The 13,079-nt window shown below is 63.6% G+C and carries 14 protein-coding genes; 4 read left to right on the top strand and 10 right to left on the bottom strand.

The genetic code is table 11. The features are described from left to right. Nucleotides 1-45 precede the first annotated feature (45 nt). From AC1DW2_RS15225 to AC1DW2_RS15240, 4 genes are all read right to left on the bottom strand, one after another. Entirely contained in the window at nt 46-1,083 is a 1,038-nt protein-coding gene (locus tag AC1DW2_RS15225; protein ID WP_477006466.1) for an aspartate-semialdehyde dehydrogenase, read from the bottom strand. Nucleotides 1,084-1,301: 218 nt separating this feature from the next. Beyond that, on the bottom strand, nt 1,302-1,904 hold the full coding sequence (locus AC1DW2_RS15230) for a PepSY domain-containing protein (RefSeq protein WP_477006467.1): 603 nt from the start codon (nt 1,902-1,904) through the stop codon (nt 1,302-1,304). 251 nt (nt 1,905-2,155) lie between these two features. Continuing rightward, the gene (locus tag AC1DW2_RS15235; RefSeq protein WP_477006468.1) at nt 2,156-2,902 is read right to left on the bottom strand and encodes a TetR/AcrR family transcriptional regulator; all 747 of its coding nucleotides are present in this window, start codon (nt 2,900-2,902) and stop codon (nt 2,156-2,158) included. 135 nt (nt 2,903-3,037) lie between these two features. After that, complete coding sequence (locus AC1DW2_RS15240) at nt 3,038-4,192, bottom strand: patatin-like phospholipase family protein (protein WP_167767903.1); 1,155 nt, start codon at nt 4,190-4,192, stop codon at nt 3,038-3,040. 243 nt (nt 4,193-4,435) lie between these two features. Here AC1DW2_RS15240 and tgt point away from each other — a divergent pair, with 243 nt between their 5' ends. Continuing rightward, nucleotides 4,436-5,584: a tRNA guanosine(34) transglycosylase Tgt gene (gene tgt, locus AC1DW2_RS15245; protein WP_477006469.1), complete on the top strand. Its 1,149-nt coding sequence runs from the start codon at nt 4,436-4,438 to the stop codon at nt 5,582-5,584. On the opposite strand, the gene AC1DW2_RS15250 is transcribed toward tgt, so the two are convergent. After that, nucleotides 5,585-5,803, bottom strand: coding sequence for a hypothetical protein (locus tag AC1DW2_RS15250; RefSeq protein WP_028152106.1), 219 nt, complete (start codon nt 5,801-5,803; stop codon nt 5,585-5,587). A gap of 223 nt (nt 5,804-6,026) precedes the next feature. Between AC1DW2_RS15250 and cysK the strand changes: the two genes are divergently transcribed. Beyond that, nucleotides 6,027-7,004 carry a cysteine synthase A gene (gene cysK / locus AC1DW2_RS15255; protein WP_166096645.1) on the top strand — a complete coding sequence of 326 codons (978 nt, stop codon included), beginning with the start codon at nt 6,027-6,029 and terminating at the stop codon, nt 7,002-7,004. A gap of 3 nt (nt 7,005-7,007) precedes the next feature. Next, nucleotides 7,008-7,247: a BrnA antitoxin family protein gene (locus tag AC1DW2_RS15260; RefSeq protein WP_477006470.1), complete on the top strand. Its 240-nt coding sequence runs from the start codon at nt 7,008-7,010 to the stop codon at nt 7,245-7,247. Between the two features lie 42 nt (nt 7,248-7,289). Here the strand turns inward: AC1DW2_RS15260 and AC1DW2_RS15265 are convergent, their stop codons facing one another. The 5 genes from AC1DW2_RS15265 to solA all read right to left on the bottom strand — a co-directional run bounded on the left by AC1DW2_RS15265 (nt 7,290) and on the right by solA (nt 11,793). Next, nucleotides 7,290-8,042, bottom strand: coding sequence for an amino acid ABC transporter ATP-binding protein (locus AC1DW2_RS15265; RefSeq protein WP_063983178.1), 753 nt, complete (start codon nt 8,040-8,042; stop codon nt 7,290-7,292). 11 nt (nt 8,043-8,053) lie between these two features. Next, on the bottom strand, nt 8,054-8,896 hold the full coding sequence (locus AC1DW2_RS15270; RefSeq protein WP_085404708.1) for an amino acid ABC transporter permease: 843 nt from the start codon (nt 8,894-8,896) through the stop codon (nt 8,054-8,056). Continuing rightward, on the bottom strand, nt 8,893-9,636 hold the full coding sequence (locus AC1DW2_RS15275; protein ID WP_166096643.1) for an amino acid ABC transporter permease: 744 nt from the start codon (nt 9,634-9,636) through the stop codon (nt 8,893-8,895). Before AC1DW2_RS15275 ends, AC1DW2_RS15270 begins: the two co-directional genes overlap by 4 nt. 98 nt (nt 9,637-9,734) lie before the next feature. After that, the gene (locus AC1DW2_RS15280) at nt 9,735-10,547 is read right to left on the bottom strand and encodes a transporter substrate-binding domain-containing protein (protein ID WP_477006471.1); all 813 of its coding nucleotides are present in this window, start codon (nt 10,545-10,547) and stop codon (nt 9,735-9,737) included. 76 nt (nt 10,548-10,623) lie between these two features. Continuing rightward, a complete protein-coding gene (solA, locus tag AC1DW2_RS15285; RefSeq protein WP_477006472.1) occupies nt 10,624-11,793 on the bottom strand; it encodes an N-methyl-L-tryptophan oxidase in 1,170 nt (389 codons plus the stop codon). Nucleotides 11,794-11,918: 125 nt separating this feature from the next. Between solA and AC1DW2_RS15290 the strand changes: the two genes are divergently transcribed. Further along, nucleotides 11,919-12,878, top strand: a complete 960-nt coding sequence (locus AC1DW2_RS15290) for a LysR family transcriptional regulator (RefSeq protein WP_063986358.1) — start codon at nt 11,919-11,921, stop codon at nt 12,876-12,878. The last annotated feature ends 201 nt before the right edge of the window (nt 12,879-13,079 follow it).

A 13,079-nucleotide genomic window follows, 5' to 3' on the forward strand; every position in this document is an offset into this window, starting at 1 on the left:
GTCGATTGGTGGGCACGCTTCGCTTTGCCCACCCTACGACACCGGTTACGCCATCACCCGCTGCGGCAAGAGCTCCGCGATCTGCACCGCGTTCAGCGCGGCGCCCTTGAGCAGCTGGTCCGCCGCCACGAACATCGAGATCGAATGCCCTGAGGGATCGCTGAGATCCTTGCGGATGCGGCCGACCAGGACGTCGTCCTGGCCCGAGGCGTCGATCGGCATCGGGAAGTAGTTCTTCACGCGGTCGTCGACGAGCTTCACACCGGGCGCCTGCGCCATGATGGCACGGACCTGGTCCTCGCTGATCGGCTTCTCGCATTCGAAGGTGATGGCCTCGCAATGCGCGCGCAGTACCGGCACGCGGACGCAGGTGACGCCGATCGCGATCTTGTCGTCCTCGAAGATCTTGCGGGTTTCCTTGATGACCTTGGTCTCTTCGTCGTTGTAGCCGGTTTCAGGGTCGACGGCGGTGTTGTGGTTGAAGAGATTGAAGGCGTAGGGGTGCGGCATCACCTTGGGCGTATAGACCTGCCCGTTGAGATTGGCGCGGGTGGACTCGACGAGCTCGTCCATCGCGGCGGCGCCGGCGCCGGAGGCCGCCTGGTAGGTCGAGATGATGACGCGCTTGATGCGGTTCGTCTGGTGGATCGGCCAGAGCGGCACCAGTGCGGTGATCGCGGCGCAGTTCGGGTTCGCAATGATGCCCTTGTGGTCGCGGATGCGGTTGGCGTTGATCTCGGGGATCACCAGCGGCACGTTCGGGTCCATGCGGAAGGCGGAGGAGTTGTCGACCACGACGGCGCCGGCCTTGACAGCGATTGGCGCGAACTTCTTGGAGATGCTGCCGCCGGCCGAGAACAGCGCGATGTCGACGCCCTCGAAAGCGCGCTCGGTCAATTCCTCGATGGCGACGTCCTGCCCGCGGAACGACACCGTCTTGCCGGCCGAGCGGGCGCTTGCGAGCGCCTTGAGCTTGCCGACGCGAAAGCCGCGCTTGTCCATGGTGGCGATGAATTCGGCGCCCACCGCACCGGTGACGCCGACAATCGCGACGACGGGATCGTTACTCACATTCTCCTCCATTGCATTGAGTTGAAGACAACAAAAAAGCCCCGGACCAGAGGTCGGAGCTTCGGTAGAGTGGATTGCGTTTAAGTCGACGACCTACGCGCGCACGCCTCCCCGGGCCCCGAAGGCCGTGGTGATTTTAGTCGTGCGTTTGGTGGTCGTGAACATGGCGGCGACTTATGCGGGAGAGTTTCGCGTCCGTCAATGGCTTTTCGGCGGGATTGTGGCCGCCGCTATTTCGCCCGGGCGCCCGGCGGCTCCAGGATGACCTCCTTGAGGTTGTCGCCGCTGATGACGACGATCGCGAAATTCAGCCGGCCGCGTTCGCGCACCAGTCCGCCGCTGATCGCCTTGCCCGAGGCCGCACGTTCGGCGACGTGCACGGCATCCGCAAGGCGGTGCTTGATGGCACCGAGCGCTGCGAGGTTGCTGCGGTCGTCGAGATCGAGTTCGGCGAGGGGGAGGGCGGCTTCACCGCCGACGAGTTCGCCGGTTGCGGCGTTGATGGTGTGGCGCCAGATGCGGTCGTTGTGCAGGGTCTTCACCCGGTAGACCGGCACGCCGGAGGCTCCGTCGAAACTCACATCCGCCGTCGTGGCACCGGCATGACGGGCTTCCGCAATCGCCATGGCCTGGCTGATCGAGATCGACGAGCTGCGGAATCGTTCGATTTCGCGGCTGACCGCTTGGCGGTCTGCTTCGGCATCACCATCTGTGTCGCCGTGAAGCGCGGTTGGCGTGCCCGTGGTGACAATCGCCTGCGCCGGCGCGGCAAGGAGCAGCGCGGGCAAGGCGATCGCAAGTAATCGCGCGGTCAATCGTTTGGCTGTCGTCATGCTCGAAACCCTCGGCCAGCGAGTGTGCCGGATGATCGTAAAGAATTCGCGGCCGACCTTGGGCATCGGCCGGCCGCGGAGCGTCGCAGCGGGCTGGACCCGGCACGGCGATCTTGGGCGGTACGGACCCCTTTGGGGCTGGTGAAAAAGCGGTCCGTATCGCTTATAACTAAACCATACCGTATCGTTTTGTTTTGGTCAACGACGCGGGCGTAACCTCGAAGGGGAAACGTCGCGACCTCACGGAATTGTCAGCGGGACGGGCGCCGCCGCTGTGTGCCCTTTGCGGGGCTCTGGATGCGGTCTGCTGGTCCCAGCGCGCCGGCCAGGAACAGCTTGATCGCCGCGCGCATGCGCTTCTCGGCGGCCTTCAATTCCAGCGCCGTGCCGAACGTCGCCAGGCGGTGGGTGTGACCGACGACGACGTCGAGGAACACCTCTGCCGCGATCGTGGTGTCGTCGACGTTGAGTGCGCCCTGCGCCACCAGACGGTCGAAGAAGCGGGCCGTGGTGGCGACGGCCTTCAGCCAGCCTTCCTCCTTGCCGAGCTTGGCGATGTCGGGGAAGTTGATGGCCTGTGACGTCATCATGCGGCTGAATGCGACGGCATCGGGCCCGCAGGTGAAGGTCAGCATCTCGCGCCCGATCTCGACCAGCCTCTGTTCGACCGAAATGTCCGAGGCGCTGGAGAGCTGGGTCTCGGCGGCTGCCGATAGTGGCGCAAGCCAGCGCGCGATTTCGCGCCTCAGCACGGCGGCAAACAGGCCGCGCTTGTCCCCGTAGCGGGAATAGACGGTGGGTTTGCTGACCCGAGCGGCCTCCGCGACCGCGTCGAGCGAGGTCGCGTCGAAGCCGCGATCCAGGAACAGGCGGGTGGCGACCTCAATCAGCCGCTGATCGCGCTCGATCGCAGCGGTTTTCGTCGGACGGCCGCCGCGTGATTTCGGCACCTCGCGCCGTGGCGTTGCCGGCTTTGTCCTGGTCGCAGTCAATCCCATGCCCAATGATTCCTGCGCGCTTCTAATCGTCGTCATTCGCTCTATATCGCGCAGGAGCGGGGGCGTCATCGCGAATCTGGCCGAATTGGCCGTATCGTCAACGGTTTCGGCACGGTCTCGTTCCGTCACGAGAGATCACGGCAGCTTCGAAGTCCAGGCCTGGCCTGAGGCAGCCTTCTCGTATCCGTACTGATACAGCGCCCGCATATAGGCGGTGTCGAACCCTTCCGAAGGCGGCGCGGGGTAATCGCGCGCGATGTAGGAGAGGTGGAAGCCGAGATTGTTGCGCTTGGCGAAATCATAGGTCGAGAAGATGATCGAGCGCGTCTGCGACTGGGTGATCGACGACAGGCTGCGCGAGGCGACGTCGATGGTGCTGTTGGACACGAGCTCGAAATTGCGTTCGATCTTCTTGTTGACGAGGATGTAGATGTTCATCCGCGCGTTGCCGGGCAGGCGGTCCTGGGAGAGCAGGGCTTCCGGCAGCGTCAGCACCGGCGCGGTCACGCCGCCGTCGACATGCATCTCCTGAAATCTGCGGCCCTGGCCTTCGGCGTCGATCATGATGGGCGGAAACACCAGGGGAATGCTGGCGGAAGCCGCCATCACGTCGCGAAACAGTTTTAGCGCCTCGGGTGTTCCGACCGCTGCGATCTTGCCCATGTCCCAGATGGCGGTCCGCTGGGTGTCGAGATCGGTGGTCACCACCAGCAGCTTTCGGCCCTTGGCATTTTCACGCGCGACCTGCGCCATGATCTCCGGCCCGACATAGCGGGCGACGAGCTCGCGCAGCCGCGTGTTGCCGAACAGGCCGGACCCGAACAGCACACGCATGATGCTGGGATCGTTCAGGAGGCTCTCCGCGATGCCGCTGGTGTAGACCTCCCTCAGCGTGTCATCATACTGCGAGCCGAGGAACGCAAAGGGCGCGATCAGGCCGCCGGTGCTCACGCCCGAGACGACCGAGAAGGTGGGACGGGTTCTGGCAGCGGTCCAGCCGCTCAGCACGCCGACGCCATAGGCGCCATCGGCGCCGCCGCCGGAAAGCGCCAGATAGGACTTCGTCGCGGTGCTGGTGTCCTTCTCGAAGCTGAATTTCGTGACGGGCTCGTCGGCGTAGCGGCGCAAGCCGTCGATATCGAGCACGCGCGACGTGCTGGCCTCAGCGGCCGTATAGGGCGTGCGGGGCAGGGAGGTGCAGGCGCCGAGTGCCAAGCTGCATACCAGAACCAGGAATCCGGTCAGGCGGACGCCTGTCTGTCTGATCCAGCCGCGCGAGGGGCCGGACATTTCGGTCGAACATGAAGCGGAGGGCATTGTCGGTGGCTGGCGATCACACAAATACTGCCGCCGGCAAAATTCACCGCGGCATCTCGTCCAGCCCCGCGCAAAAACTACACTGTATCGTTTTGTTTGGCAAGCGCGCCGGGCGATCAAGTCGGCGTCAAATGTGTCCCGCTCTGAGCCACAAGCCGGCTCTGGCGTGGTCCGAGCGGGTTGATCAGCCTCTTCCGACACGCAATAAGCACGACCATGAATCTTCCTGACACCGGTCTACCCAATCACTTCGAGCTGCTCGCCACCGATGGCGCCGCGCGCACCGGGCGCCTGACCACGCCGCATGGCGTGGTGCGGACGCCGGCCTTCATGCCGGTCGGAACCGCCGGCGCCATGAAGGGCATGCACTGGCGCGAGGTGCGCGAGGCCGGCGCCGACATCGTGCTCGGCAACACCTATCATCTGATGCTGCGTCCCGGCGCCGAGCGGATCTCGGCGCTCGGCGGCCTGCAGCGGTTCACCGGCTGGAACGGGCCGATGCTGACGGATTCCGGCGGCTTCCAGGTGATGTCGCTGTCGGACCTGCGCAATGTCACCGAGAACGCCGTCACATTCCGTTCGCATATCGACGGCGCCAAGGTCGAGCTGTCACCGGAGCGCTCGATCGAGGTGCAGCGCTTCCTAGGCTCCGACATTGCCATGCAGATGGACGAATGCGTGCGGCTGCCGGCCGAGCGGGACGACATCGAACGGGCGATGCGGCTGTCGCTGCGCTGGGCCGAGCGAAGCAAGCGCGCCTTCGAGAGTGCGCCGGACGGCTACATGCTGTTCGGTATCGTGCAGGGCGGCGACGTGCCGCAGCTTCGTCACGCCAGCGCCGAAGGCCTCGTTGCAATCGGTTTCCACGGCTATGCGATCGGCGGTCTTGCCGTCGGCGAGCCACAGGCGGTCATGCTGGCGATGATCGACGAGACCGCACCGATGCTGCCGAGAGAGCGGCCGCGCTACCTGATGGGCGTCGGCACGCCCGATGACATCCTCGAAGCGGTCAAGCGCGGCATCGACATGTTCGATTGCGTGATGCCGACGCGCAATGGCCGTCATGGCGTTGCCTTCACGCGCTTCGGCCAGGTCAATTTGCGCAACGCGCGCCACGCCGACGATCCGCGTCCGCTCGACGAAGAGAGTTCCTGGCCGTCGGCGCGCAACTACGCGCGCGCCTACCTGCATCATCTCGTCAAGGCGGGCGAGACGCTGGGAGCCATGCTGCTCTCCGAGATCAATATCGCCTACTACCAGTTCCTGATGCAGGGCATCAGGGACGCGATCGCACACGGGACGTTCGACGAGTTCTACCAGCGTACGCGCCAGGACTGGGCGAGGGGCGACATCGCCCCGCGCTAGTCAGTTGCAGACGATCCGCTGCTTGACGGCGTGCTTGGTCACGAAGCCGTAGCCGCAATTGTCGCAGGTCCAGAGATAGCTGATCATATGGTCGGAGATGTAGGCGGATGCTTCGGCGGCGACCATCGAGTCGGCGCAGACGGCGCAGGTCGGCAACTCGCTGCAACGCGGGGCGCGGTGATGTGCGACGGTCGACAACACTTCAGCGACTGCTGACATCGTGGTGACCTCTCTGCTTTGAGACCTAAGTCTAACATAGACCGAATCAGTTGACGAGGTCGCAACACAAATGCGTTGGTTTTCTGATAATTACAGCTCACGCGATTTTGCGATGCAGCGTATTTAACATGTGCCGCATTGTCGCTTGCGTGTCGTCCCAAGCTGTCCGTTACTGCGCAAGAGACGCTGCAGAAACAGAAATTGTCGTCACAGGGAGTTCATCATGGACGCATCGTCCAACACGGGTGCAGCGCACCAGCCCGGCCGCGGCCGGATCTACTCTTCGATCGTCGAGGCCTTTGGCGACACGCCGATCGTGCGCTTGCAGCGGCTGCCGGGCATGCACGGCGTCAACGCGACGATTTTGGCAAAACTTGAATATTTCAATCCCGCCGCGAGCGTGAAGGATCGCATCGGCGCGGCCATGATCATCGCGATGGAGAAGGCCGGCATCGTCAAGCCTGACACCGTGCTGATCGAGCCGACCTCGGGTAACACCGGCATCGCGCTCGCCTTTGTCGCGGCCTCGCGCGGTTACCGGCTCAAGCTGGTGATGCCGGAATCGATGTCGATCGAGCGGCGCAAGATGCTCGCCTTTCTCGGCGCAGAGCTGGTGCTGACGCCGGCGGCACAGGGCATGAAGGGCGCGATCGCGACCGCCGAGGAGCTCCTGAAGACGACACCGAATTCGGTCATGCCGCAGCAGTTCAAGAACCTCGCCAATCCCGAGGTGCACCGCCGTACCACCGCCGAGGAGATCTGGAACGACACCGGCGGCAACGTCGATATCTTCGTCGCCGGCGTCGGCACCGGCGGTACCATCACCGGCGTCGGCCAGGTGCTCAAGCCACGCAAGCCGTCCTTGCGGGTGGTGGCGGTCGAGCCGGAGGAAAGCCCGGTGCTCTCAGGCGGCCAGCACACGCCGCACAAGATCCAGGGCATCGGCGCCGGCTTCGTGCCCGACATCCTCGACCGCTCGGTGATTGACGAGATCGTGAAGATCAACTCGACGACCGCGATCGAGACCACCCGGGCGCTGGCGCGGCATGAGGGCATTCCCGGCGGCATCTCCTCGGGCGCGGCGATCGCAGCTGCGCTCCAGATCGGCAAGCGGCCGGAAGCTGCGGGAAAAACCATTCTGGCTATAGTGCCGTCCTTCTCCGAGCGGTATCTTTCGACGGCTCTGTTTGAGGGAATCTAGGACATGACGGATCAACCGAGGCGGCCGCGCACGCTTGGCGATGCGCGGTCGGAGGCCGAGGCGGCGKTCAAGAAGGTGACCGCCAAGGTCGCCGTGGCGCCACCGAAACCGAACGTGGCGCCGGGAATCAAGGAGCAGGTCACGCTGCGCATCGACCAGGACGTGCTGGAGTTCTTCCAGCAGGGCGGTCCCGGCTGGCAGGACCGCATCAACGAGGCGCTGCGCAAGGCGGCGGGGAAGTAGCGCCTCCTGCCAGGGGCGCCGAAGGGCGGCGCGCCGGCAAACTCAGAGGACCTGCGACAGAAACCGCTGCGTTCGCTCGTCCTTGGCTGCCGTAAACAAGGCTTCCGGCGGCCCGTGCTCGACGATCACACCGCGATCGGTGAAGTAGACGTGATCGGCGACCTCACGCGCGAAGTTCATTTCATGGGTGACGAGGAGGCATGTCATGCCATCCTCGGCAAGCTCCCGGATGGTGACCAGGACCTCCTTGACCGTTTCCGGATCGAGGGCGGCGGTAACTTCGTCGAACAGCATGATGTCCGGTCGCATCGCCAGCGAGCGGGCGATGGCCACGCGCTGCTGCTGTCCGCCGGAGAGCTCGCCGGGATAGGTATCCTCCTTCCCCGCGAGCCGAACCTTGGCAAGCAGCGCCCGGGCGCGCGCTTCGACCTCGGCACGTTTCTGGCCGAGAACATGGATCGGCGCCATCATCACGTTCTGGAGCGCCGTCCTGTGCGGGAAGAGATTGTATTGCTGAAACACCATCCCGACCTTGCGGCGAAGCGCCAGCTTGTCGAGCCTTGGATCGGACACCTCGATGCCTTCGATCTGAATGCTGCCGGACGTGATCGGCTGGAGCGCATTGATGCAGCGGATCAGCGTGGATTTCCCTGATCCGGACGGGCCGATGATACAGATCACCTCGCTCTTTCTGACCGACAGGCTGATGCCTTTCAGAACCTCGAGAGCTCCGAACGACTTTCTGACGTCGACGCATTGGACGATGGGCTGATCCGGAGTCCAGCTCGTGGCCATGCACTGCTCCCTCAGCGTATGCGGAACCGACGCTCGAGACGCGCGGTCCAGAGGTTGATCGGATAACAGTAGAGAAAGAAACACAGCAGCGCGAAACCGTAGAGCGGCGCGAACAGCTCCGGCCTGCCGCCTTCGGCGGCATGCACCTGCGCCGTCAGCGTGAGCATCTCCGAAACACCGACGATCGATGCCAGCACCGTCGACATCGCGACCAGCGCATAGACGTTCATCCAGGGCGGCAGCATGCGCTTGATGCACTGTGGCAGCATGATCAGCCACATCGTCTGGCGCCGCGTGAACGAGAGCGATTCCGCCGCCTCCCATTGCGTCGACGGAATGGAGCGGACGGCACCGCGCACGACCTCGGCGACATTCGCCATGACAGGCAATGCGAAGCCGACCGTTGCCTTGATCCAGTCCGGCAAGGGGATGGTCGTCTTGAAGAGGGTGACCTGGAAGGGCACCAGAAACATAACGAAGAACAGCAGCACCAGCCAGGGCGCGTTGCGGAAGAATTGAGTCAGGAGCCAGCTGACGGCGGCGAGCGGCCGAAACTCCGACAACAACCCCAGACCCAGGCCAAGCCCGGCGACGGTCCCCAGCAGCATGGCCAGCAGGGAGATCAGGATGTTGAAGGCGAACCCGCGCAGCAGCAGCGGCGACCACTTCACAATGACTTGCAGCGGGGACAGCACCGCCGGTCCGGTCTGCGCCCACGCGGTGGACGCGGCCATGATGGCGCAGAAACCGAGGATCGCGGCGGCCAGCGGGCCGATCCGAACGGACATCCGGGTCGGCACGGGACGATACGGCAGAAGGACGGCAAGCCTGTGCTCGGGCTGGGCGCCTTTCATCGGGCGTATCCCGGGATGCGCATCGCTCGCTCCCAGCGATGCATCAGCCAGACGAGGACGCCGACAAGGATGCCGTAGGTCGCCAGCAATACGACCATCATTTCGAAGACGTTCTGCGATTCCGACCAGACCTGCTTGACCGCATACAGCGTCTCGGGAACGGCGATCGCGTAGGCGAGGGTGGTCGTCTTGAGCAGGTTGACGAGGTTGTTGTTCAGTGCGGGAAGGCAGACGCGAATGGCCAGCGGAAGGACGATATGGACGTAAGCCTTAAGGCGCGTGTATCCGAGCGCCTCCGCGGCTTCCAGCGTCGTCCTCGGCACCGCCTCGATGCCTGAGCGGAAGATTTCGACGTTGAAGGCGCCCGCGAACAGCGACAGAGAAATGATGGCCCATTGGACGTTGCTCAGCAGCGGAACGCGCATGCCTGCCGCCTCGACGGCCGGGAGCATGGTGCCGAGGCCGAAATAGAAAAAGAAGATCTGGACCAGCGGCGGCGTGTTGCGGAACACCACCACGAAAGCATTGACGGGCAACCGCAGCAGCATGGACGGACTGCCTTGCAGCAAGGCGCCGACCGCGCCGATGATCAGGCTCAGCAGGATGGTCGTGACACTCAGAAGCAACGTCATCTTGAGCCCGCCGAAATAGCGGTCCCAATCGTAGGCATCGTAGAATACGGAGAAATTCAGCCCCGTCGTTTCGTAGAGCCGTTGAAACCAGTCGCCGATTTCGTGCATTTTGCGCGACACCAAACTGTTGAGGCGATGCCTCGTATCAGTGCATTGGCTCGACCTGTTCGGAGCGCAAGACGGATCTGGCGCTCCGCTCTGCGCGTCTATTTGTCCTTGTATTGCTCGTGCATGAGCAGCGAATACTCGGTCGGCGTAATGCCCCACTTCTTTTCCGCTGCCACGATGAAGCCGGTCTTCATCCAGTCCTTTGTCATATCTTCGAGCAGCTTCTGAAGGCTGGAATTATCGAGCGCGACAGCGATCATCCATGGCGATGGCAAAATACCTTTCAGGGGCAAGTCGTAGTCCGCCTTCCACTCGTCCTCGAGCAGCTTGCCTTGCAGGAAGGTCTGATCGTAGACATAGCCGATGCAGTTGCCCTGCTTCATGGCGAACAGAGGCTTCTCCGAGCCGTCAAACGCAACGATTTCGGGGCCGTAGGATTTGGCAACGTCCTTGTTGTACCAGGCCCCCGACGTTGCACAGACGGGTTTTCCCTTGAGCTCGGCCCAGTCCTTGATGCCGGACTTCTTGTTGAGAAGGATGTTCACATAGTCCGAATAGTATAGCGGTTCGATGGCTTGAACCACGCGACGGCGTTCCGGCCTGTCCGACATGGTCGCGATCAGCAGGTCGACCTTTCCCTGCTGAAGAAATTCGATCCTGTTGGAGGCCGCGACCGGAACGAGTTCGAGTTTGACGCCGAGGCGCTTGGCAATGTCTGCGGCGAGATCCGGCTCGATGCCGACCACGTTTCCCGTGGGATCGCGGAAGCCGAAGGGCTTGTAGTCAGCCTTGACGCCGACATTCAACGTGCCGCGCTGCTTGATGGCATCGACGCCATCGGCGGCTTGGGCACTGCCAAGCATCAGCAGCGCCGCGATGCCTGTCATCATGGAACGGACAATGTATCTCATCGGATGACGCCTCCAGGATTGTGATCACGACGCGCGTTGAGCGCGCTTGTTCAAGATACAAGGCTCGTGCCAAACGTCACGAAAAACGGGAGATGGAGAATGGGCTGAGGTCGATCGCGCTTCGACCGTCGGTCACCATCCCGGCGACGACGTTGCCGATACCTGCCGAGTGCTTGAAGCCGTGGCCCGAGCACGCCGAGACGACACAAATCCGGTCCTGGTCGGGATGGCGGTCGATGATGAAGCCCCGATCGGGCGTCACCGTGTAGATGCAGGCAGCCGCCTGCGCGACGCGCGGCGTGGCGCCGGCGAGCCGCCCCGCGACGTGCTTCCGGTACATTTCAGCCGATTCCGCGGGATCGACGGTGCGGTCGATGGCGTCGGCCGTCGTGTTGGTCTCGTACTGCTCGGTCGCGACCTTGAGACGACGATCGCCAGGCAAAGGCGGGAAGCCGTAGAGGTAGTCGACATCCGTCGCGCCATGCATCCATATGAACACAGGGGCGTCGGCGCGATACGCGCTGGTATCGTCGAGCTCGTACCAATGCAGCACCTGCCGCTTCACCGTAAGCACGCGGTCAAACGGCGCGCCGAGCAGGTGGGCATTCCAGCCGCCGGCCGACACCACCACTTGGTCGGCCTCGAATGTGCCCGAGGACGTTTCCACCCGAACGGCGGAGCCGCGCTGCGCGATCGAGAGGACCTCGACTCCCGTGCGTATCGTTGCGCCGAGCTGCTCCGCGCGCGTCAGCTGCGCCTTGATGCAGCGCTCCGGAAAAACGTACCCTCCGCCGGGCTCGTAATAGGCCTTCTCGTTGCCCTGGAGATTCAGGAACTGCGGGAAGCGATGAGCCACCTCTCGCCCGTCGATCACTTCATGCGCGATGCCGAAGTCACGCGCGGCTCCGATCGAGCGCGCGACGAAATCCGACTTGCCGTGGTGCGACGTCTCGCCGACACCGGGCGCCATGACGACGAGGCCGCACGGGTTCAGCAGCTCGGCAGACGTCTCGGCTTCGAGCTCACGCCAGATCCGGTGGGTATCCAGCACCAGGGGCACGTAATCGCGGCCTTCGCCGACCGCCTGCCGGGTGATGCGGGTTTCGCCGTGGCTGGATCCCATCGTGTGAGGCGGGGCAAAGCGATCGAGGCCGACCGCCTTTACCCCTCGCCTGGCCAGTTGATAGAGGGCCGCGCTGCCCATGGCACCGAGGCCGATCACCAGAATATCCGCTTGCTCACTCATGGATCGGGGCTGCTTAATTGTTAGGACGATCCGAAGTCTGCTTTCGGATGCGGCTCTCCTACAAGGATAATTCATGTAATGAAGGCAATTTGCATATTAATATGACTTCTGCTTAAGCTATGGATATGACGCCACCTGTTCCAGACTTGCGAAGCTTGCAGATTGTCGCTGCCGTCGCGGAGTCCGGCAGCATGCTTCAGGCGTCCCGTCAGTTCGGGATGACGCAATCAGCGGTTTCTCAGGCTGTGCGGCGGGCCGAGGCCTCGATCGGCGTCGCGTTCTTCAACCGTAGCCGGAGGCCGCTTACACTGACGCGGGCGGGCCGCATTCTTGCTGGCCGTGTTCGCGATCTGAATCGCGACTTTGACACGTTACTCAGCGCACTCCGGGACGCAGCGAAACTGCCTGAGCGTGTCGATCTGAGGCTCGGCCTCATCGACTCCTATGCCGCCACGGTCGGCGCACACCTCGTCAAGGAGCTCATGACGGGCGAGGTCGCACTGAGTCTGTCCGTTTGGTCGGGCCTTGCTCACTCGCATGCCGAGGCGCTGGTCCACCGAACGATCGACGCGGCGATCACATGCGATGCGATGGATGACCTGTATGATATCGAGCGCTTCCCGTTTTACCGCGAGCCAAATCTGCTGGTGGTGCCGCGCGGATTGGAAGCCGAATTTGCTGACCTTGATTTGCGGGAGATCCTGACCCGGCATCGCCTGGTCCGGTACAGCGAACGCTCCTATGCAGGCGCTCAGGTCGAGCGCCACCTGAGCCGTTTGGGCATTCGCCCACCGCGGGCCTTTGAGTTTGACACCTCGGACAGCCTGGTCGCCATGGTCGCCACCGGGATGGGCGTGGCGATCACCACGCCGCTGTGTCTGTTGCAGGGGCTCGCTCACGCTGGTCAAGTCAGCGCTCTCCCTCTGCCGGGCCCCGGATTTTTTCGTGAGCTGCTTCTGGTGACCCGCCGTGGCGATCTCTCGTCACTGGCGCCGCGCATCGCGGAGATGGCTCGGACGAGCATTACGATGCAGGCGATGCCGCGGATCCGGACGCTCGTGCCTTGGTTCACCCAAGATTACTAGCAACGAAAAAGCCCGGCGCGAGCCGGGCTTTTTGTGTTTGCGATCTGGTCCCGCCTCAGCGGCGGAACATGCCGCCCATCATGCCGCCGACGACACCGCCGACGAAGGCCGCGCCGGCATCGCCGCCGCCGCTGTTGCGATGCTGAACCGGTGCGCTGCTCTGGGCCTGGGCCGGGGCAGCACGCCGGGCCGGCTTCGCGC

The sequence above is a fragment of the Bradyrhizobium sp. P3_C3 genome, assembly GCF_056402655.1.